The sequence below is a fragment of the Bordetella trematum genome, assembly GCF_900078335.1.
Taxonomy (GTDB): domain Bacteria; phylum Pseudomonadota; class Gammaproteobacteria; order Burkholderiales; family Burkholderiaceae_B; genus Bordetella; species Bordetella trematum.
Window position 1 is genome coordinate 251,783 of the sequence record NZ_FKBR01000009.1, and the last position, 19,577, is coordinate 271,359.

16 protein-coding genes are annotated in these 19,577 nt (G+C 66.7%); 11 read left to right on the forward strand and 5 right to left on the reverse strand.

The window, feature by feature from the left end; translation table 11 throughout:
- Nucleotides 1–33: 33 nt before the first annotated feature.
- Genes A7V84_RS03880 through A7V84_RS03905 form a run of 6 tightly spaced genes read left to right on the forward strand, consistent with a single transcriptional unit; the run spans nt 34 to nt 6,223 of the window.
- Nucleotides 34–630 (forward strand): hypothetical protein, encoded by a 597-nt coding sequence (locus tag A7V84_RS03880; RefSeq protein WP_063492467.1) that lies wholly within the window; start codon nt 34–36, stop codon nt 628–630.
- The gene (gene cpaB / locus A7V84_RS03885; protein ID WP_025512482.1) at nt 623–1,447 is read left to right on the forward strand and encodes a Flp pilus assembly protein CpaB; all 825 of its coding nucleotides are present in this window, start codon (nt 623–625) and stop codon (nt 1,445–1,447) included. Before A7V84_RS03880 ends, cpaB begins: the two co-directional genes overlap by 8 nt.
- On the forward strand, nt 1,447–2,781 hold the full coding sequence (locus tag A7V84_RS03890) for a type II and III secretion system protein family protein (protein ID WP_063492466.1): 1,335 nt from the start codon (nt 1,447–1,449) through the stop codon (nt 2,779–2,781). The genes cpaB and A7V84_RS03890 overlap by 1 nt, the downstream gene beginning before the upstream one ends.
- A 3-nt stretch (nt 2,782–2,784) precedes the next feature.
- Nucleotides 2,785–4,473: an ATPase, T2SS/T4P/T4SS family gene (locus tag A7V84_RS03895; RefSeq protein WP_063492465.1), complete on the forward strand. Its 1,689-nt coding sequence runs from the start codon at nt 2,785–2,787 to the stop codon at nt 4,471–4,473.
- Nucleotides 4,470–5,327 carry a type II secretion system F family protein gene (locus A7V84_RS03900; protein WP_063492464.1) on the forward strand — a complete coding sequence of 286 codons (858 nt, stop codon included), beginning with the start codon at nt 4,470–4,472 and terminating at the stop codon, nt 5,325–5,327. The genes A7V84_RS03895 and A7V84_RS03900 overlap by 4 nt, the downstream gene beginning before the upstream one ends.
- A complete protein-coding gene (locus A7V84_RS03905; RefSeq protein WP_082833046.1) occupies nt 5,324–6,223 on the forward strand; it encodes a type II secretion system F family protein in 900 nt (299 codons plus the stop codon). The genes A7V84_RS03900 and A7V84_RS03905 overlap by 4 nt, the downstream gene beginning before the upstream one ends.
- Nucleotides 6,224–6,771: 548 nt before the next feature.
- Here A7V84_RS03905 and A7V84_RS03915 read toward each other — a convergent pair.
- Both A7V84_RS03915 and A7V84_RS03920 read right to left on the reverse strand, forming a co-directional pair.
- Nucleotides 6,772–7,575, reverse strand: coding sequence for a BPSS1780 family membrane protein (locus A7V84_RS03915; RefSeq protein WP_063492462.1), 804 nt, complete (start codon nt 7,573–7,575; stop codon nt 6,772–6,774).
- Nucleotides 7,576–7,638: 63 nt separating this feature from the next.
- Nucleotides 7,639–8,607 (reverse strand): homoserine kinase, encoded by a 969-nt coding sequence (locus A7V84_RS03920; RefSeq protein WP_025512473.1) that lies wholly within the window; start codon nt 8,605–8,607, stop codon nt 7,639–7,641.
- A 195-nt stretch (nt 8,608–8,802) separates the two neighbouring features.
- On the opposite strand from A7V84_RS03920, the gene dusA reads away from it, so the two are divergent.
- Complete coding sequence (gene dusA, locus A7V84_RS03925) at nt 8,803–9,753, forward strand: tRNA dihydrouridine(20/20a) synthase DusA (protein ID WP_033534442.1); 951 nt, start codon at nt 8,803–8,805, stop codon at nt 9,751–9,753.
- Nucleotides 9,754–9,822: 69 nt separating this feature from the next.
- On the opposite strand, the gene A7V84_RS03930 is transcribed toward dusA, so the two are convergent.
- Both A7V84_RS03930 and A7V84_RS03935 read right to left on the reverse strand, forming a co-directional pair.
- The gene (locus A7V84_RS03930) at nt 9,823–10,281 is read right to left on the reverse strand and encodes a CBS domain-containing protein (RefSeq protein WP_025512470.1); all 459 of its coding nucleotides are present in this window, start codon (nt 10,279–10,281) and stop codon (nt 9,823–9,825) included.
- Between the two features lie 68 nt (nt 10,282–10,349).
- Complete coding sequence (locus A7V84_RS03935; RefSeq protein ID WP_025512468.1) at nt 10,350–11,696, reverse strand: YihY family inner membrane protein; 1,347 nt, start codon at nt 11,694–11,696, stop codon at nt 10,350–10,352.
- A gap of 105 nt (nt 11,697–11,801) precedes the next feature.
- Here A7V84_RS03935 and A7V84_RS03940 point away from each other — a divergent pair, with 105 nt between their 5' ends.
- The gene (locus tag A7V84_RS03940) at nt 11,802–13,271 is read left to right on the forward strand and encodes a protein adenylyltransferase SelO (RefSeq protein WP_063492461.1); all 1,470 of its coding nucleotides are present in this window, start codon (nt 11,802–11,804) and stop codon (nt 13,269–13,271) included.
- Between the two features lie 125 nt (nt 13,272–13,396).
- The gene (locus A7V84_RS03945) at nt 13,397–14,128 is read left to right on the forward strand and encodes a response regulator transcription factor (RefSeq protein WP_025512465.1); all 732 of its coding nucleotides are present in this window, start codon (nt 13,397–13,399) and stop codon (nt 14,126–14,128) included.
- Nucleotides 14,129–14,139: 11 nt separating this feature from the next.
- Here the strand turns inward: A7V84_RS03945 and A7V84_RS03950 are convergent, their stop codons facing one another.
- Entirely contained in the window at nt 14,140–16,854 is a 2,715-nt protein-coding gene (locus A7V84_RS03950; protein WP_025512464.1) for an EAL domain-containing protein, read from the reverse strand.
- A gap of 252 nt (nt 16,855–17,106) precedes the next feature.
- Between A7V84_RS03950 and A7V84_RS03955 the strand changes: the two genes are divergently transcribed.
- The gene (locus tag A7V84_RS03955) at nt 17,107–18,468 is read left to right on the forward strand and encodes a putative bifunctional diguanylate cyclase/phosphodiesterase (protein ID WP_025512463.1); all 1,362 of its coding nucleotides are present in this window, start codon (nt 17,107–17,109) and stop codon (nt 18,466–18,468) included.
- Nucleotides 18,469–18,507: 39 nt separating this feature from the next.
- On the forward strand, nt 18,508–19,569 hold the full coding sequence (gene aroC / locus A7V84_RS03960) for a chorismate synthase (protein WP_025512462.1): 1,062 nt from the start codon (nt 18,508–18,510) through the stop codon (nt 19,567–19,569).
- Nucleotides 19,570–19,577 lie beyond the last annotated feature (8 nt).

Consider the following 19,577-nt stretch of genomic DNA (forward strand, 5'->3'; position numbering starts at 1 on the left):
CGAAGGGTGGGGTGGGGCGCCGCGATAGCGGGGATGGCGCTGCCCGGGGCGGGCTTTCCGGGCGAGAACGTGCCTTGGGCAGATATCCCGACCGAGGCCGCGCCAGGCGGCCCTGCCTGGCTGCAGGTCTCGCTGGCCCCAGGGGGTGCACTGGTGCTCTCGGGCCAGAGTCTGCCGTTGCCGCCAGCGCGTGCGTTGCCCGGCTTGCTGGAAACCCTGCCCGATCTGTCCACCTTGTTTTTGCTTCCCGATCAGTTGTTGCTGAGCCATCAAGCCGGCGACTGCCATGTGCTTGTGCGCGTGCGCGCCAGCGGGGCAGGCAGTGAACTGGGCGAGTCTCGTCTGTGCCCTGGCGCCCCCGTCGGTTCGCTTGACCTGGGTGAGCCGGCGCGCCGCTGGCAGGCCTATGCCGAAGACGGTGTATCGCTGTCGCTGTGGACCCTGCCCCTGGAAATCGAGGCGGCAGGCCGATGGCTGGACGAGCGCCTGCAAGCGCTTGGTTGGCAACGGCTTGATGCCGGGGCTGGGACTGGTCGGTGGCAGCGGAACACGCAGCATCTGGAGGCGTTTCTGACGTCATTGGCACAGGAGAGCGGCATGCTGTTGTTGAAGCAGGGCGTCGATGACTGACGAACAGCGGCGTTCACGGCTGGCCGGTCTGATGGCTTGGGTGTGCAGTCCTGCGGTGCGGCAGCGATGGTCGGGCGGCGTGGCGTGGTTGCTGGCCGGCGGTGCTGCCCTGGCGGCCGGCTGGACGGTGCAGCACTACCTGGACGGCAAGGAGCGGGAGCTGGTCGATCGCAATACGGTGGTGCTGATTCCGCGCCTGGTGGCCGCTGCCGATCTGGCCGCCGGGCAGGTGCTCACCGAGGCCGACCTCGCGCTGCGAGATCTGCCAGCGGCCTGGGCATCCTCGCGCGGGCTGGGCGCGGAGCAGGCCGATCTGTTGCTGGGGCTACGCCTGCGCGTTGCGGTCACGGCGGGTGATCCCTTGCTTCTGGATGATGTCCAGGCTGAGGCGCCGGCGATTGCCGCGCGCCTGGCGCCCGGCATGCGCGCCTTGACGCTGTCGCTGCGCGAGCTCTCTGAAGCGCCGCCAGCGCTGCAGGCGGGGGATCGCGTGGATCTTTACCTGTCCTTGCAACGGCAGGGAAGGCTGTTGACATTGCCGCTGCTGCAGAACGGCATGGTGGTCGCTCCTCCTGATTCCGAGCGAGCCCAGCTGGTGCTGCAGGCCAGCGCGCAGGACGCACTGCGAGTGATTGCCGCGCGCCAGATGGGAGCCCTCACCCTGACACTGCGGGCCGAACAGGAAGGTGCCTCGGCGGGGCCGGCCCAGGCGGTCGATGCGGCCGATGTCCTGGGCCTGCAGGTGCCCGTGATCGAAGAGGTGCCCGTGTTGTATGGCGATGCCGCCCAGGAGGGCACCGACAAGGAGGAACCGTGATGTATCGGACAGGGCTGCAATGGGCGTTTTGCATGGGGCTGGGTCTGACGGGTGCGGTCAGCGCAGCGCCAGTGGCGCTTGACATGGAGGAGGGCAGCACGCGTGTATTGCCGGCCGCCGGGGTCACCCGGATCGCGGTTGGCAGCGGCCAGGTGGCGCAAGCCCTTGCCGTCGACGGCAAGGAGGTCGTCGTGTTCGCCCGCAAGGAGGGCAGTTCCTCCCTGCACATCTGGACGCGATCAGGCGCGGTCAAGGCCTACTCCCTGCAGGTGCGGCCTGCCGGATTCGGGCGGATACGCGCCGAGGTCGAGCAACTGCTTGCCGGCCTGCCGCAGTTGCGCCTGAGCGTGGTGGGGCGTCATCTTGTCATTGAAGGCAGTAGCCTGTCCGATCAGGACAAGGCCCGGGTCGCCGCCATGGCGGCGCGTTACACCGAGGTGCTGGACCTGACGGGTGACGTCGGTTGGGAGCAGATGGTGCTGCTGGATGTGCAGGTGGTGGAGCTGCCGCGGGCGCGGTTGCTGGAGTTCGGCATGCGCTGGAGCAGCACGCCGATGGAAGGGGCGGTGGCGCAGCTGGGCGGGCGCTGGGCAGGGTTGCAGCTGCAGGGAGTCCGCGCGGCTCTGGATGCGCGGCTGCAGGCGCTGGCACAGACGGGCGAGGCTGTGTTCCTGGCGCGCCCCCGTCTGTTGGCACGCAGCGGCTCGCCGGCGACGTTTCTGGCCGGCGGAGAGTTGCCGTATGTCACGGCGGATGACAGTGGCCGCGGCACCACGGTCTTCAAACCCTATGGGGTGGCGCTGACCATCACGCCGCGGATCGACCCGCGCGGCACGATCCGGTCTCGTATCGAGGTCGAGTCCAGCAGTATCGACGCCACCGTGACAGTCCCGGCAGGGCCGGCCATGCGCACCCGCCGGGCATCAACCGAATTCAATGTCCCATCCGGGCAGACGCTGGTGCTGGGCGGATTCCTGGGGCGTGAACAGACCCGTCAGCGCCGTGGGCTTCCCTGGCTGAGCCGTATTCCGATCCTGGGCTTGCTGTTCGGTGAGCAAAGGGAGCAGACCCAGGAGACAGAGCTGCTGATCATCGTGACGCCCTATCTCGTGGGCCCGCAAGAGCCGGCCCTGCAGCGTCAGATCGCGCGCGGCCAGGCCGCTGTGCGGCAGGCATTTCCCGAGCCGCCCCGCTTGTTTGAAGATCCCGAGGCCCCAGCCGCGCTGGCCGACTGGGCCCAGCCCGGGTCTGCGGCCTCCCAGTGGGCACCTGCGCAGGCAAGGCCTGCGGCCTTGCCGCCGGCGCACGCAACCCTTGGGCACACGGAGCCATAATCGATGCGGCTGGAACTGACGCTGCACTTCGAGAACGGACAGGTAAGCCACTTCTCGTGTTGCCTGGAGCCGGGGGCTGTTGTCCTCATCGGCCGTGCCCGCCATTGTGAGCTGCCTATCGCGAGCTGGCGCGTGGCGCGTGAGCATGCCCGGCTGGCCTGGAGCGCGCAGGGCTGGATGCTCGAGGATCTGGGCAGCCTGGCCGGGACCTATGTCAACGGTCTGCGCATTGCCCGCCACGGCCCCTTGGGGCTGGCCGACCAGATCGTGATCGGGCCCTGCCGCTTGCGGCTGGCTGCAGTGGGCGCTGCCGCAGGGCAGGCCGGGGTAGTGACCGACGGGCCGTCGCCGACCTCCGCCCGTGTCGGCGCGAGTCCGGATGAGCGTGCGCCGCAAGGCGGGGGCCTTGCGGCCCCGCTGTGGCCGGCAGAGACGCAGATGCCGACGCCCCTGCCTGCAGAGGACGCGGCCGCCTTGCCGGAACACGCCGGGGCGGCTGCGCTGTCTGCCTGCCGGGTCGCCTTGCACGAGGCACTGATCCAGGCGTTGGATCTCAGGCGCAGGGATGTGTCGGCCATGAGTGACGGGGCCCTGCGGCAAGAGGCGGCCGCCAGCCTGGCGCAGATTCTGCGGGAGGGGCTGGTCCAGGTGCCGGCTTCGGTGGATCGTGATGAGCTCAGCCGGCTGGTGCTGGACGAGGCGGTGGGGCTGGGAGCCCTGGAGTCCTTGCTGGCTGAGCCGCAGATCAGCGAGATCATGGTCAACGGGCATGCACAGATCTACGTGGAGCGGGCTGGTCGCCTGGAAAGGCAGGTCGGCAGCTTCAGCAGCGAGCAGGCCTTGCGGCATGTGCTCGAGCGCATCGTGACGCCCATCGGCCGGCGTATCGATGAGGCTGCTCCCATGGTCGATGCGCGGCTGGCGGATGGTTCGCGGGTCAACGCCGTGATTCCGCCGATTGCCCTGCGCGGCACCTGCCTGACCATACGCAAGTTTCCGGCGCGCCATCTTGCCATGGAGGATCTGCTGGCGGCCGGGGCGCTGAGCCCCGACATGGCGCAGTATCTCGAGCGCAGCGTGCGTGAACGACGCAACGTCGTGATCTCCGGCGGCACGGGAGCCGGCAAGACCACCTTGCTCAACGTACTGTCCAATGCGATTCCGCTCGATGAGCGGGTGGTCACCATCGAGGACGCGGCCGAGCTGCGTCTGGCCCATGAACATCTGGTCGCGCTTGAGGCGCGGCCCGCCAACATGGAAGGCAAGGGGCGCGTCGAGATCCGTGATCTGGTGCGCAATGCCTTGCGCATGCGGCCGGACCGCATCGTGGTGGGTGAGTGCCGGGGGGGTGAAGCCTTTGACATGCTTACGGCGATGAATACCGGGCATGAGGGGTCGCTGACCACGCTGCATGCCAATTCGCCCCGCGATGCCCTGGCCCGGCTGGAGTCCATGGTGCTGATGGCGGGCCTGGACCTGCCGGTTGCAACCGTGCGGGAGTATGTGGCCGCCAGTGTCGACCTGATCGTGCAACAGGCGCGCGGCGCGGATGGCCGGCGCCGCGTGGTCGCCATCACTGAGGTGTGCGGCATGGAAAGCGGCACCATCCAGCTGCAGGACCTCTTTTGCTACCAGACCGATCAGGGGTTCGTGGCGCCGCATTGGCAGGGCTGGCCCGGAGCGTCTCCATGAGCATCCCGCTCACCCTCGCCTTGATACTGGCGCCGCTGTCGGCGGCGCTGATGGCCTGGCAACTGCTGGCGGTCCTGAGGCCGGCCTGGGCCCGCTACCGTGGCGCCTACCAGCAAGGGATGCGGCTGGGCTTGCAGGAGGTATTCGTGTTCGTAGACCCGCGTCAGCTGTGGGGGCTGGCGCTGGCGGGCGCCGTGTCGGCCGGCGGCGTGGCCGGTCTGCTGAGCGGGCAGTGGATGCTTGCCCTGTTGGTGGCGCTGTTGGCTTGGCATCTGCCCGGTTGGGGCCTGGCGAGGGCGCGGCGGCGTCGCCAGCAACGCCTGCTGGCGCAATTGCCGGGCGGCTTGTTGAGTCTGGCTGCCGCCCTGCGCGGCGGCGCCAGCCTGGCGGTGGGCCTGCGGCAGCTGGCGGATCTGGCGCAAGCGCCCCTGGCCCAGGAGGTTGGCCTGATGCTGAGGGAACAGCGCCTGGGCGTGTCTTTCGATGATGCGTTGAGCCGCTGGGAGGCGCGCGCCGGATTGCCCGAGCTGCATCTGGTGACTGCGGCTTTTCGCGTGGCGGGGAGTGCGGGCGGCAATCTCGCGCAAACCCTGGAGAGCATCGCTCAGGCCTTGCAGGAGCAACTGCGTGCGCAAGGGAAATTGCGCGCGCTGACCGCGCAGGGGAGGATGCAGGCCTGGGTCCTGAGCGCCATGCCAGCCGTCTTGGGCATGGTGCTGTACGCCTTGCGGCCCGAGTCGATGGCGGCTTTGTGGCGCACGGCGGCCGGCTGGGTGGTCCTGGCGTTAGTGGCCTTGTTGCAGGTGGTGGGGTGGTGGATGATACGGCGCATCCTTGCCGCCAGCGCCCCATGAGCACGGCTGCCTGGCTGGCGGCGCTGGGGGTCTTTGTGCTGGTTCTGAGAGTGGCGGCCACGTTGCGCAGCGCACGGCCCAAGCCAGAGGGCCTGTCCGCGGTGGAGCGGCTGGCCTGGCCATGGTTGAGTCGGCTCAGTCTGGCCCTGGAGCCGGCGCTGGGGTGGCATTGGCGCGACCGTCTGCGAATCTGGATGAGTCGCGGGCAATGGCCCGCCAGTCTGCCGGTAGCGTGGCTGGCCGCGCGTGGCTTGCTGGCTGGCGCGGTCGGGGCAGCGGCCGGGGCCGCATTGGCGCTCTGGATCGATGCGCCTGCGGGGCATGAGGCCAATGCCGTCGTGGCTGCCGGCAGCGGGCGCTGGGGGCTAGGCTTGGTGCTGGGAGCAGGCGTTGCGGTGGCTGCAGCAGTCTGGCAGATACGTGGGCGCATCCGGCGTCATCAGCGGGCTGTGGCCAGGCAGTTGCCGTTTCTGCTGGATGTGATGACCTTGTGCGTCGAGGCGGGGCAGAGCCTTGCCAATGCTTTGTATCTGGCCGCCCGCTATTGCCCCCCAGGCGCCCTGACTGCCGCATTGTTGCAGGCCTTGAGCGAACAGCGGGCCGGGCGCGCGCAACGCGAGGCCCTCATGGCTCTGGCCCAGCGGCTCGATGTGCCGGGCGTGCATGCCTGGGTGTCGGCGCTGGCGCAGGCCGATCGCTTGGGCGGCGCAGCAGGCCCGGTGCTGCGCGGCCTGTCGCGTCAGTTGCGTGACGAGGCCTATCAGCAGGCCGAGGAGCGCGCCATGCAGGCTCCGGTGAAGATGTTGTTCCCGTTGATGACCTGCATTTTTCCCTGCACCTTTCTGGTGCTGGCCTTTCCTCTGGCGGTGGATTTGTTTGCAGGAGGGGGCTGGTGAGTGGCTGCGGCAAGTGCGAAGCGGGTCAGGACGTATCGCGGCGGGACGGAGCGGCGCCGGATGAATGCGTTGCCAGGCCTTGCCGCGTGCGCCTGCTTGTCGCCTCCGGCGCATGGGGGCGTTTGCGCGGTTTGCTGGGCAGGAGGCGGCCGCTGGGCTTGCGTAGCGGCCTTTTTCTGTACCCGTGTCGGGCGGTGCACAGTTGTGCGATGGCCTATCCGATCGCGGTCTGGTTCATCGGGCCGGACGGGGGCGTGTTACGGGCCTGCCGCTTGTCCCCCTGGCGCTGGCTGTCATGCCCGCGGGCGGTGGCGGTAGTCGAGACCCACGAGCGTCTTCTGGCGGGCGGGGAGGGCTCCCGCTACCGGGTCGAGGAGCAGGCCCGGCGCTGCCTGGGCCGCATGCGGCGACAGATCAGCCGGGTTGCTGGCGATTGACTGAGACGTGGCAGGCCCGCATGGCTTGAGGCGCGGGCAGCAGTCGCAGACGGCAGGCGCAGCGTGGCGGTCTGCAGCGGGCCGCCACAGGCCGCCTGCGCAGCCTTGTGTTCAGGCCGAGGCGGGGTCGCTGTTGTCCAGCGCAGCCGCGTGGTCCTCGATGCCGAAGGTGGTGGTGTAGATCGGATAAAGGGTGCTGTAGAACACGGCGCCGGCGGCAAGCTGGACCGGCATCTGCAGGATGGTCACGATGGTGGCATCCAGCCCGATGGCGACCAGCAAGCTGGCGGCCAGGTCGATGCACAGGAAAACCAAGGCCCATACGACGCCATAGACCAGGAAGGCCCATTTGTTGCGCCAGCAGGCGATGGCCGAGAAGAACATCGCCTGGATCAGGCGCAGGTTGTGCCAAGCGACCAGCGCCGGCGCATGCCAGAACAGGGCTGCCACGATGACGTACAGCACGACAAAGATCAGCAGCGGGGTGCGCACCGCCTCCAGGAAGGGCATGATGTCCTGCTGGATCTGTACCAGGCGCAGCGCGGCCGAGAGCTCGCCCCAGAAGGGGATGAAGGCGACCAGCCCGGCCAGCAGGCCCAGGGCCGCATAGAGCAGGCCCATCAGGAAGAGCTTGCGGAAAACGCCGGGGCGCAGCAGGGGCCGGGGCCACATCGAGGGCACCATGATGCGGCCGGCCGAGATGTGTTTGCAGGCCTCAAGCGCCATCAGGGTGAAAACAGGCATCAATGCGACGAACAGCAGCGGCCCGACGAACTGTGCCCGTGTGGCAAATAAAACGAACAGGCTGAGAGCCATTGCCCAGAAGAACATCGGCATGGGTTGCTTGCCGAAGATCTTCAGGCCGTCTTTGACCCATTGCCAGCCATAGGACGCGGGTAGGGTTGCTGCTTGCATAGATTCCGTGAACTCTCTGGGGACAGATGGCATGCCTAGCGCCCATTATGCGGCGCTGGGCATTTAGGGCAAGGCGGGCAGGGCTGAACGGTGGCGTGCCTGCAACACTCTTTCAAAGTGGCGCGGGTCGTGCGGCTTGAGCGTCTGTGCCGGGCGGGGCAGATGGAAGTCGTACAGGCGCGACAGCCAGAACCGCAGGGCGGCAGCGCGCAGCATGCCGGGCCAGGCGCGGCGTTCGGCCTCCGTGAAGGGGCGCTCCCGGGCATAGGCCTGTAGCCAGGATTGCACCAGCTCGGGCACGAACTCGCCGCTGTCGCGCTCGATACACCAGTCATTGACGGCGACGGCGACGTCGAACAACCAGGTGTCCCAGCCGGCGAAGTAGAAATCGATGAAGCCGCCCATCAGCGGGTTGTCGAAGGTGCCTGCGAACAGGACGTTGTCGCGGAACAGGTCGCAATGCGCCGGGCCTTTGGGCAGCGTGGCGTAGTCTGGGCTGGCTGCGGCGGCCTGTTGGGCGGCCAGCTCGCAGGTGAGCAATTGCGCCTGCTCGGGCGTCAGGAAAGGCAGCACCTTGGGCGCGGTCTGCTCCCACCAGGGCAGGCCACGCAGATTGGGCTGGTGGATGCCGAAGTCGGCGGCTGCCTTGTGCACGCGCGCCAGGGTGGCGCCGGCCAGGGCGCAGTGCCCGGCGCCCGGCGCCGGTTCGTATCCGCCGGGCAGGCGGCTGACGATGGCGGTGGGCTTGCCGTGCAACCGGGTCAGGCGTGTGCCGTCATGCAGCGTCTGCGGCTGGGGCACGGGGATGCCGCGCTCGGCCAGATGGTGCATGAGTTCGATATAGAACGGCAGTTGCTCCTGTGTCAGCACTTCGAACAGCGTCAGCACATACTCGCCGCGCGTAGTGTGCAGAAAGAAGTTGCTGTTTTCGATGCCTGCGGTAATGCCGCGCAGAGAGATCAGCTCTCCAAGGTCGTAGCGGGTGAGCAGCGTGCGGGCGTCGTGGTCGGAGACAGGAGTGAAAACGGCCATTGATGAGCGGGAAAAGGAATTGCAGGAAGGGTGCCTGGCTCCCGCTGGAGCGCGGGGCGCTGCAATTTTAGACCAGTGCTCCGGGTCGTGCCGGGCACGCCGGCGGCGAGCGCCGTAAAATGGCAGGGACTTTCCCCATTGCCTTGAATCGAGCCGTCCTTGAATCCGCCTGACTGGCGACTTTGCGTCGCCCCCATGATCGATGTGACAGACCGCCATTGCCGTTTTTTCCATCGGCTGCTGGCGCCGCACGCCCGTTTGTATACCGAGATGATCACGACCGGCGCCCTGCAGCATGGCGATGTGGCTCGTCACCTGGACTTCGATCCCAGTGAGCATCCTGTGGCCCTGCAACTGGGCGGCAGCGAGCCGGCGGCGCTGGCGGCGGCGGCACGCCTGGGCCAGCAGTGGGGGTTTGATGAAATCAACCTGAACTGTGGCTGTCCTTCCGAGCGGGTGCAGAAAGGGGCATTTGGCGCCTGCCTGATGGCCGAGCCCGAGTTGGTGGCCGATTGCATCAAGGCCATGCAGGACGTCGTGGATGTGCCCGTGACGGTCAAGCATCGTCTGGGGCTGGACTACGACGAGTCGTATGGTTTTGTGCGCGACTTTGTCGGCAAGCTGTATGACACCGGCTGCCGCGTGTTCATCGTGCATGCGCGCAATGCCGTGCTCAAAGGGCTCACGCCCAAGGACAACCGCGAGATCCCGCCATTGCGCTACGACGTCGCGGCACAGCTCAAGCGCGACTTCCCCGATGCGGTGATGGTGCTCAATGGCGGTCTGGCCAACGCGGATCAGGCTTTGCGCGCCGGCGAGGGGTTCGAGGGCGTGATGCTGGGTCGCGCTGCCTGGCATACGCCGCGGGTATTGTCGGAGGTCTCGGCGAAACTCTGGCCGCAGACGGTTCTGCCGACCGATGCGCAGGTGGTGGATGCCATGGTGGGCTATACCTCCAGGCAGGTGGCGCGTGGCGTGCCCTTGCGGGTGATGCTCAGGCCCATGCTGGGGCTGGTGAATCAGCAGGTGGGGGCGCGCACCTGGCGGCGCTTGCTGTCGGACTCCACGCGGTTGAGGGCCAATGACCCTGCCGTGTTGTACGAAGCCTGGCGGGCCCTGCGCCCCGTCATGCGGCGCGACGGTTAGCCAAGGCGTCAGGCCCGGATGGGCTGCGAGGTCGCGCCGCCCTGCGGCGCGACCTCGGGCAGAGCGGGCTCAGGGGTTGCCGCTGGCGCTGTCCATGGGCCATTCGCGGATATAGGCCTTGAGCATGTTGTTTTCGAACTGCTGCGCGGCCACGATGGCCTGGGCCATGTCGTAGAAGGAGATCACACCCAGCAGCGTCGGGCCATCCATGACGGGGATGTAGCGTGCGTGCTTGTCCAGCATCAGGCGCTGGACTTCTTCGGCGCTGGTGTTGGGCGAGACGCTGACCGGCGCATCATCCATGATCGCGCGGATGGTGGTTTCGCCAACGTTGCCTTCGTTTTGATCCAGGTGGCGCATGATCTCGCGGAAGGTAAGCATGCCGGCGAGCATGCCGGACTCCATGATGACCAGCGAGCCGATATCCTGTTCGCTCATGGTGCTGATGGCCACGCTGACCTGGGTGTCCGGGGTGGCGGTGTAAAGGGTATTGCCCTTGACCCGCAGAATTTCACTGACTTTCAACATGATTGTTCCTCCCTGAGGCCGGGCCTCTATTTGCATGGTCTGTTGGTCCCTGTCTCCATTCGGACGCGCTATCGGGGCGACTGGTGGTTTTCCAGTGGCAGGACCGTGACAGAGGGCGTCTCGGGCGGGATGCCGGCAGGCGGCACGGGCTCGATGGCGTTATTTTGCGCCAGGCTGGCCAGTTGTTCCAGTTTGAGGGGCGAATTTCCATCACCCAGTCGTCTGGCCAGCTCGGCCAGGGCCGGATCACGGTGGACGCGGCGCTGGTCGCGATTGAAAAGAAACTGGTCATAGAGCGGGGACAGATCTGCGTGGGCCGGGTCACAGGCGAGCACCCATCTGCTGTCGGCCGTCAGCGCGATCAGGCCCAATTGCTGCAGTTGCTCCAGGACCGCGACAAGTTCCTGCTGGTTGAGCTGCAGTTCCTGGGCGAGGGCCTGCAGAGACAGGCCGGGCGGGCAGAGGCCGCGTGCGGCGAGCAGCTGCTGCAGTACCTGTATTGCGTCGACGAAGGGGGCGCCTGCGGCGCGGTTGATGTCCCAGCGCCCCAGACGGATGAGCGGTGCGCTGGCGGCGATGGCTGCCCCGAACAGCACGACCAGCCAGGACAGGTAGATCCACAGCAGGAAGATGGGCAGGGTCGCGAAAGCGCCGTAGATGATGGTGTAGGCGGGGAAGCCCGTCAGGTAGAACGTGAAGCCGGCCTTCATGAGTTCCAGCGCGATCGCGGTGAAGAAACCGCCTGCGAGCGCGTCGCGCCAGTACACCCGGCAATTGGGCACCACCACGAACAGTGCGGCGAAGCCCAGCCCGGTCAGCACCAGCGGCACGAAGGACACTGCGAGGCTGACCACCCCGGGAACGTCGCTGACCAGCCCCATCGATTCGCGCGCCACGAAGGAGGTCGCCCACAGACTGGCGCCGGTGGCGATCGGGCCAAGCGTGATGATGGCCCAGTAGATCAGGGCCCGCTGCGGCAGCGGGCGTTGCTTGCGTACATGCCAGATGTCGTTGAGCGTTTTGTCGATGGTCATGATCAGCAGCAGCGAGGTCACGACCAGGAAGGCGCCGCCGATCGCCGTCAGGCGCGAGGCCTGGCGTGCGAACTGGTTGAGGTACTCCATGATGTTGTCGGAGACCGCTGGCGGCATGAGATTGTTGGCCAGGAAGTCTTCCAGCGCGAGGCGGAAATCCTGGAACACCGGAAAGGCGGTGAACAGCGACAGCACGACCGCAAGCATCGGCACGATGGCCAGCACGGTCGTGAAGGTCAGGCTGGAGGCGACCTGCAGCAGCCGCTCTTCGTCGACCACGCTGCCGGCGAATCGAAAAGCCTGGGCTGCCCGGGAGATCCGGGAGCGTCGGCGAGGCTCGGGGCGGGGGCTTTCCCCGGCGGTATTGGCGTCAGGGTCCATCGGGGGATAATAGCAGCCTGACTGTCGAATTCGAACCCGATTTCCGCCGGCAGGGCCGGCGTTGCCGCCGTCGCATGCCTGTCGGACCCCGCAGGGAGGGCGCCCATGTTGCGCAAACTAGAAGACCTGGCGCTGGACAACAGCTTTGCCGCTTTGCCGGCGGATTTCTACACCCGCCTGCCGGCGCAGGCGCCTCAGGCGCCGCGCCTGTTGCACGCCAATGCTGCCGCGGCTGCGCTTATTGGCCTGGATCCGGCGCAGCTGCAGAGCGAGGCTTTTCTGGCGGTGGCCAGCGGTCAGCAGCCCTTGCCGGGCGGCGATACGCTGGCGGCTGTCTATAGCGGGCACCAGTTCGGGGTCTGGGCCGGCCAGCTTGGCGATGGCCGCGCCCATCTGTTGGGCGAGGTGCGCGGCCCGCAGGGCAACTGGGAGCTGCAGCTCAAGGGGGCCGGGCGCACGCCATATTCGCGTATGGGCGACGGCCGCGCCGTATTGCGCTCGTCGGTGCGCGAGTATCTTGCCAGCGAGGCCATGCATGGGCTGGGCATCCCGACCACCCGCGCACTGTCATTGGTGACTTCGCAAGAGCCGGTGATGCGTGAAACGCGGGAGACGGCTGCCATCGTATTGCGCATGGCACCCAGCTTCGTGCGTTTCGGCTCCTTCGAGCATTGGGCGTCGCTACGACGCACCGATCATCTGCGCACGCTGGTGGATTATGTCATCGACCGCTTCTACCCCGAGTGTCGCGATGCGGCGGGCGAGCACGGCGACGTGCTCGCCCTGCTGCGCGAGGTATCGCGTCGCACGGCGTCGTTGATGGCCGACTGGCAGGCGGTGGGTTTCTGCCATGGCGTGATGAATACCGACAATATGTCGATATTGGGCCTGACGCTGGATTACGGGCCTTTCGGTTTCATGGATGGGTTCGACCTCGGCCATATTTGCAATCATTCCGACTCGCAAGGGCGGTATTCCTGGAGCCGCCAGCCTTCAGTGGGCTTGTGGAATCTGTATCGGCTGGCGGGCAGCTTGCACGCGCTGGGGGTTGATGCCGATGACTTGCGCGCGGTGCTGCAGGAGTACGAGGCAACCTTCACGCAGGCTTTCCATGCGCGCATGGGGAGCAAGCTCGGTCTGTCGGGATGGCAGGAGGGCGATGAGGCGCTGGTGGATGATCTGTTGCGCCTGATGCATGGCAGCCGGGCGGACTTCACGCTGACCTTTCGCAGTCTGGCGGATGCGGTGCGCGGCGAGACCGGGGCCTTCACGCAACGCTTCATGGAGCCCGAGGCGGCGCAATCGTGGTGGCAGCGTCTGTCCGCCAGGCACGACGCCGATGGGCGGACAGGCGCGGCGCGCGCAGCAGCAATGGACCGCGTCAATCCGCTGTATGTGTTGCGCAATCACCTCGCCGAGCAGGCCATCCGGGCCGCAGCCGAGGGCGATGCCGGCGAGATCGAGCGTCTTCTGCAGGTGTTGAGCAAGCCCTGCGAGATCCAGCCGCATGCCGAGGCTTATGCCGCGCCCGCGCCGGATTGGGCGGCACACCTGGAGATCAGCTGTTCGTCCTGACCCCGTGATCTGTCGCTCCCCCATTTTGAGGAAAGGCCCTAAGCCCAGGTAGAATTTAGCAACATAATGTCAAATGATGATGCCGCGTGGGTGGCGGCGTCGATGATGCGGATCTGGGAGAACACATGCTGGCGGCAGACGGTTTATTGCGCATAGGGCTTCTGGAAGACGACGAGGATTTTCGTGACGAATTGGCGCTGGGCCTGGAAGGGTTCGGCTTCAAGGTCGTTTTCGTGCGGGGAGATTCGGCCTCCTTCTATGAGGCATTGCAGGCGCAGGCCTGCGACATCGTGATCCTCGATGCCAACGTGCCGGGCGACGATGGTTTCTCGGTGGCCACTCGCCTGCGGGCGCATGGCAATCTCGGGATCATCATGTTGACCGGGCGCGGCGCCCTGGAAGATCGGGTGCGTGGGCTGGAGGGGGGGGCCGACGCCTATCTGACCAAGCCGGTGGATCTGCTGGAGCTCAGTTCGGTGATCCGCAGCCTTGCCCGTCGCATGCGGCTGGCGCGGCCGGCGGCGGGCAGCCTCATGCCGACGCCGGTGGCTGCCTCGCCGCGCCCCTCAGCCCAATGGGCGTTGCAGGATGGCGGCTGGGTGCTCTCGGCGCCTGATGGCGCCACCTTGCACCTCAATGCCCAGGAACGGGCCTTCCTGATGACGCTGATGGAAAAGACCGGCGAGGCGGTCACGCGTCAGGTCCTGGCCGAGATCATCCAGCCCGAGAACCCGGATAACTTCGAGCCGCGGCGCGTCGATGTGATGGTCAGCCGTCTGCGCGCCAAGGCGCAGTCGGCCGGCCTCAAGTTGCCGGTGCTGTCGGTGCGTGGCCAAGGCTACGTGTTCGTGGCCTGAGCGCCGGGCGGCTACAGCGGATCTCCTTCGGCCGGCAGTCCGGCCAGCCCGGCTGCCGGCAGCGCAATCACAAAGCGCGCGCCCTGGCCGGGCTGAGCCTGCGCAGTCAGGCTGCCGCCCTGGCTGATGCAGATCTCGCGCGCCAGGTGCAGTCCCAGGCCGGTGCCGGGCGTCTCGCGGTGTTCCTCACGCCGGTAGTGCGGCTCGAATATCCGCTGCGTGTCTTCTTCGTTCAGCCCGGGCCCGTGGTCGCTGACGGCCAGCCAGGCCATGGTGCCATCTTGGCTGCTGCTCAGTCCGGCGTCGATCAGCACGGGCTGATTGGCCGGTGAATATTTGATGGCGTTCTGGATCAGATTGCGCAGCACCAGCGACGTCAGCAAGGGGTCGCACAGCACGGGCACGGCATCATCGGCACGCACGATCAGGGGATGGGCGGAATCCGGCTGCATGCTGTGGCACAGGTCGCGCGCCAACTCTCCCAACTCGACATTTTCCAGGCGTGGCGCCATGGCTTGATCAGCATTGCGTTCGGGGTCCAGCATCTGCTCCAGCATGGTCGTGATCCGTCCCACGGCCCGCCGGATCCGGGCCAGACGGCTGTCGACTTCCTGGCCGCTGCCGGCAAGGATGGTTTCCAGCGATTGGGCGGCGGCGCTGATGGTGGCGGCCGGCGTGCGCAATTCGTGCGACAGCAGCGCCTGGAACTGGCGCTGGGATTGCAGGGCGCCCGCCATCTCGGAGAGTCGCTGCGTGCTTTGATCCTGGCGCTTGCGTTGGCTGGGCGGCAGGTTGGCCGGCAGTGTCGGCAGCAGGGGGGCAGCGGGCCGGGGCGGCAGCGCTTCTGCCGGTTCATGCTCGCCGGCCAGCGCTTGCAGCACCGTAAACCCTAGCGACTGCGCCAGTGTGGCCAGCGTATCGTCGTGCACGTCGGTCGCATAGGGGATGACGTGCGCGGCCTGTGCGCTGCGCGCCAGGGTGGCGGCCAGTTGCCGATTGGCGGGGCTGTCGGGCAGGCTGTGCACGAAGGCACCTCCCACTTTGATGTAAACCACCGGCAGAAGATGCAGTTTCTCCAGCGCGGTCAGGTGCTCGCTCACGCGGTTGATGCCCACGCGGGCGCCGACGTCGGCCGTCAGGGCGCACAAGGCCCGGACATTGTCGTAATCATCGATCAGGCATTGTGCTTCGATCTGCAGGATCAGTTGGCGAGCCTGCGCAGGGCGGTCCTGCAACAGTCGGCACGCCCGGCTGAGAAACGAGCGGCTGGCCATGGAGGCGGGCGTGAGCGGCAGCATCATGACGCCCGGTTGCCGGCTGCGATCGTCCAGCGCCAGGCGCAGGGCCTGGATATCGCAGTCGATGGCCAGGCCCAGGCGCGCGGCCGCCGGCATGAAAGCGCTGGCCGGCAGCGCCTGGGGGCCGCCCAGGACCAGGCTGGCCTCATCCTGCACGCGCCGTCCGGTCTGGTCGTGGCGCGTCTGCACCTCGAGATAGAAGCGGTGCTCTTCCAGCGCGCCCGTGATGAGAGCCTGCCAGCGGTACTCGCCGTCGATGCGCGGCTCATCGTCGTGATTGGTCAGTTGCAGCGTGTCGCTGTTGCTGGCCTCGGCACGCATGAGGGCGTTGTCCAGGCGGGCCAGGATGGCGCCGACCTGCTCGCCGGTTTCATAGGCGCCCAGCGCAATGGCCCAGCGGCACCATTCCTGCTGGCGCAGCGGCAGGCGGCGCAGGCGCAATTCCCGGCGCACTTTTTCGGCCAGCAACAAGGCAGGTTGCGGGGCCAGATCGGGCAGCAGCGCCGCGAAGTCGGAGCCGTTCAGGCGGGCCAGCAGCGTGCGCGGCCCGCCGAGTTCGGTGATCAGGTGCTGCAGCTGGGCTGCCGTCAGACGCAGCCATTGGTCAGTGCCTTCGTGCAGCATGCTGCGGTTGATTTCGGCCATGTCGCGCTGGCGGAAGATCAGTACGTGGCCATGGGCGCGCGGGCTGTCATTGCGCAGGATTGCGCGGAACACATCAAAGAAAGTCTTGCGATTGGCCAGCCGCGTGATGGCGTCGCGGGTGGCCTCATTCTCCAGGGCGACGATGCGTTGCTGCAGGTGTTCGATGGCCTGCTCGTGTTGTTCGCGATTGGCGGCCAGGGCGTCCTGCAGGGGCTGCAGCTCGGCCACCGGATTCCGCGCGGGGGCATCTTCGCCGCGCGCCGTGCGCAACAGCATGTCAAAAGGGGCATGGCTTACGGTGCGGGACAGGCGGCGCAGAGACAGGGCGCCGGCCAGCGCGGCCAGCAGGAAAAGCAGAGTTTGGATCAGCCCTGCATGCAGCATGGCGGCAGGCGGATCCTGCGCGCTGTTGCCATAGACCAGGACCTCTCCCTGGCTGGCGCCGTCGGCGCTGCGGTAGGCGCTGCGCGCCAGGATCGGCATGCCGGGAGCCGGGGCGGCGCGTTCATTCCAGTAAGGGAAGCTGCGTGACGAAGTGTCGTCATCGATGCGCCGCGGCAGGGCGTCCTTCGCGGGAGGCGGCAGCCGCGCGAGCCAGTCCTGCGGCTGGCCCGGGTGCTGGCTGATGGCGAGAGCCAGCGAGGCGGCCGCCGCTTGGGCCCGTTGCTGCTGCAGGGCCGTGGCATTCTGTCGTTGCACCCAGACGTTGCTCAGTTGCGTTCCCAGCCACAGCAGACCAAGCAGAATCAGAAAGCCGAGCAGAAGGCGTCGCGATAGATGCATGTAGGCCTCACCCCGCTGGGGGGCAGTCGTCGATTGGGAGGGGGTTTGCTCTTTCGTACAACAGGAATCGAAAGATTACCGGCTGTACCGCCAATTGGCTAATTGGCTGGAACAAAAGAGTGAGGATTTAGGGACAAATACGCAGTCCTATTCTATCCAAATCATGCATAATCCCATTGATAACCTGTAATGGTTAAAGGTTGGGTCCGTGCCGCATAAACGGACGCTGTGCTCGCTGAATGAGGGGGCTCCGTGGGCTTGGATGACCTGGTGAGGCAGTGTCTGTCGCCGGGATTGGCGTTGCTCGCCATATGCGTAGTGTTCATGATCCGGGAATATCGGTTGCGCCGTCGACTGGCCCGGGATTCATCCACGCTTGCCTTGACGCCCGACAGCTTGCGCAGCCGGGCCAGCACCTCCATGCGGCGAGTCGGGCAGGGGGCGGTGTTCCTGGTGCAGCTGATACACCACCCGGCCTTGAGCGCCATGCTGGCCGTCAAGGATAATCGCGCGTTGCTGGCGATGGTGGCCGAACGTCTGCAACAGCAATCCGAAGACTTCATGGTGGCCCGTTACGCATCGGACTCCTTTCTGATCTGGGCGCCGGCCACCCAGGCATGGGAAATCGCCGAATTCGCGCCTCACATTCTTGAGCAGCTTTCCTGGCCTTACGAGTTGCGTGGCCAGCCGCTGATCGTCGATTTCCGGATGGCGGCGGCGGTCTATCCGGATCATGGCGACAGCTTCGACGAGCTGGAGCGCGGCGTGCAGATCGCCCTGATGCAACAGGAAGAAGACGGTCCGCACTGGAGTGTGTTCGAGCCGGCCATGCTGGAGCGGCAGCGCCATTATCAGGGCCTTGAACATGATCTGCGGGTGGCGCTTGCCTCCTCGTCGATGGATCAGTTCGAGGTGCACTACCAGCCCGTATTCGATACCCAGACCGGCAACATCGAGGGCTGTGAAGCCTTGTTGCGCTGGCAGCACCCTGTGCATGGCAACGTGTCGCCCGGCGTGGCGATTGCGCTGGCCGAGCGCACCGGGCTCATTGTTCCGCTGGGCGCCTGGGTGCTGGATACCGCTTGTGCGCGGGCCGTCACCTGGCCGGCGCATTGGCGTCTGCACGTCAATCTGTCCGTACGCCAGATGTATGCCGAAGAGCTGCCGATGCAGGTAGCGCATACGCTGGCCAACAGCCGCCTGGCACCGCACCGCCTGGTGCTGGAAATCACCGAATCCCTGTTCATCCTGCAATATGAGCGCCACGTTGCCACCTTGAACGGTCTGCGCGCGCGCGGCATACAGGTGGCGCTGGATGACTTCGGCGCCGGTTATTCCAGCCTGACGCATTTGCGGCGCCTGCCCATCGACTGGGTCAAGGTGGATCGCGGTTTCATTGCCGAGCTGGAATCGGATTCGGCCAGCCAGGAGGTGGTCAAGGCGCTGATGGGCATGTGCCGCGCGCTGGGCCTGCTGGTAGTGGCCGAAGGCATCGAGACCGAGGCGCAACGCGATATCCTGACCCGTCTGGGGTGCCGTTATATGCAGGGTTTTCTGCTCGGCCGCCCGGCGCCGGCGCATCAGATCCGGTGTCTGGCGGCATCGGTGTCATAATCCCGGCTGCCCCTTTCTCCGCTTTTTTGCAGATTTGCTATGTCCGGCAATACCTTAGGCTCTTTGTTCCGCGTTACCAATTTCGGCGAATCTCATGGCCCGGCCATCGGCTGCGTGGTGGATGGCTGTCCGCCCGGATTGCCCCTGGAGGCCGCCGATATCCAGCGCGAGCTGGACCGGCGTCGTCCAGGCACCTCGCGTCACGTCACGCAACGACAGGAGGCCGATCAGGTCGAGATCCTGTCGGGCGTCTATGAGGGCGTGACCACCGGGACCCCGATCGGTCTGTTGATCCGCAATACCGACGCGCGCAGCAAAGACTATTCCAATATCACCGACACCTTCCGGCCCGGGCATGCGGACTTCGCCTACTGGAGCAAATTCGGTCAGCGCGATCCGCGTGGCGGCGGGCGCTCTTCGGCGCGCCTGACCGCGCCGACCGTAGCGGCGGGCGCCATTGCCAAGAAATGGCTGGCGCAGCAACATGGCACGCAGGTGCGCGGCTACATGAGCCAGCTGGGGGAAATCGAGATTCCCTTCGAGTCCTGGGATGCGGTGCCGGAGAATCCGTTCTATGCGCCCAATGCCGGCATCGTGCCGCAACTGGAAGCCTATATGGATCAGCTGCGCCGCGATGGCGACTCGATCGGCGCGCGCATCGAGGTCGTGGCCGAAGGCCTGCCGGCGGGTTGGGGTACGCCCATCTATGACCGGCTGGACGCCGATATCGCCCACGCCATGATGGGTCTGAACGCGGTCAAGGGCGTGTCGCTGGGCGTGGGTTTCGGCTGCATCGCGCAGCGCGGCTCCGAACATGGCGACGAGATCACGCCGGGGGGCTTTCTGTCGAACAACGCCGGCGGCGTGCTGGGTGGTATCTCCACCGGCCAGCCCGTCACGGTGTCGCTGGCCATCAAGCCGACCTCCAGCATCCGGGTCGAGCGCCGCTCGGTCAATCGCGCGGGCGAGCCCGTGATGGTGCAGACGCTGGGCCGGCATGATCCTTGCGTGGGCATACGCGCCACGCCGATCGCCGAGGCCCTGCTGGCCCTGGTGCTGATCGATCATGCGCTGCTGCATCGCGGGCAATGCGGGGGCTGAGGTCGCAA

Bases quoted from the DNA above. Each gene is read 5' to 3' on its own strand.
- A7V84_RS03880 (WP_063492467.1), top strand. From the start codon at position 34: ATGGCGCTGCCCGGGGCGGGCTTTCCGGGCGAGAACGTGCCTTGGGCA.
- cpaB (WP_025512482.1), top strand. From the start codon at position 623: ATGACTGACGAACAGCGGCGTTCACGGCTGGCCGGTCTGATGGCTTGG.
- A7V84_RS03890 (WP_063492466.1), top strand. From the start codon at position 1,447: ATGTATCGGACAGGGCTGCAATGGGCGTTTTGCATGGGGCTGGGTCTG.
- A7V84_RS03895 (WP_063492465.1), top strand. From the start codon at position 2,785: ATGCGGCTGGAACTGACGCTGCACTTCGAGAACGGACAGGTAAGCCAC.
- A7V84_RS03900 (WP_063492464.1), top strand. From the start codon at position 4,470: ATGAGCATCCCGCTCACCCTCGCCTTGATACTGGCGCCGCTGTCGGCG.
- A7V84_RS03905 (WP_082833046.1), top strand. From the start codon at position 5,324: ATGAGCACGGCTGCCTGGCTGGCGGCGCTGGGGGTCTTTGTGCTGGTT.
- A7V84_RS03915 (WP_063492462.1), bottom strand. From the start codon at position 7,575: ATGCAAGCAGCAACCCTACCCGCGTCCTATGGCTGGCAATGGGTCAAA.
- A7V84_RS03920 (WP_025512473.1), bottom strand. From the start codon at position 8,607: ATGGCCGTTTTCACTCCTGTCTCCGACCACGACGCCCGCACGCTGCTC.
- dusA (WP_033534442.1), top strand. From the start codon at position 8,803: ATGATCGATGTGACAGACCGCCATTGCCGTTTTTTCCATCGGCTGCTG.
- A7V84_RS03930 (WP_025512470.1), bottom strand. From the start codon at position 10,281: ATGTTGAAAGTCAGTGAAATTCTGCGGGTCAAGGGCAATACCCTTTAC.
- A7V84_RS03935 (WP_025512468.1), bottom strand. From the start codon at position 11,696: ATGGACCCTGACGCCAATACCGCCGGGGAAAGCCCCCGCCCCGAGCCT.
- A7V84_RS03940 (WP_063492461.1), top strand. From the start codon at position 11,802: ATGTTGCGCAAACTAGAAGACCTGGCGCTGGACAACAGCTTTGCCGCT.
- A7V84_RS03945 (WP_025512465.1), top strand. From the start codon at position 13,397: ATGCTGGCGGCAGACGGTTTATTGCGCATAGGGCTTCTGGAAGACGAC.
- A7V84_RS03950 (WP_025512464.1), bottom strand. From the start codon at position 16,854: ATGCATCTATCGCGACGCCTTCTGCTCGGCTTTCTGATTCTGCTTGGT.
- aroC (WP_025512462.1), top strand. From the start codon at position 18,508: ATGTCCGGCAATACCTTAGGCTCTTTGTTCCGCGTTACCAATTTCGGC.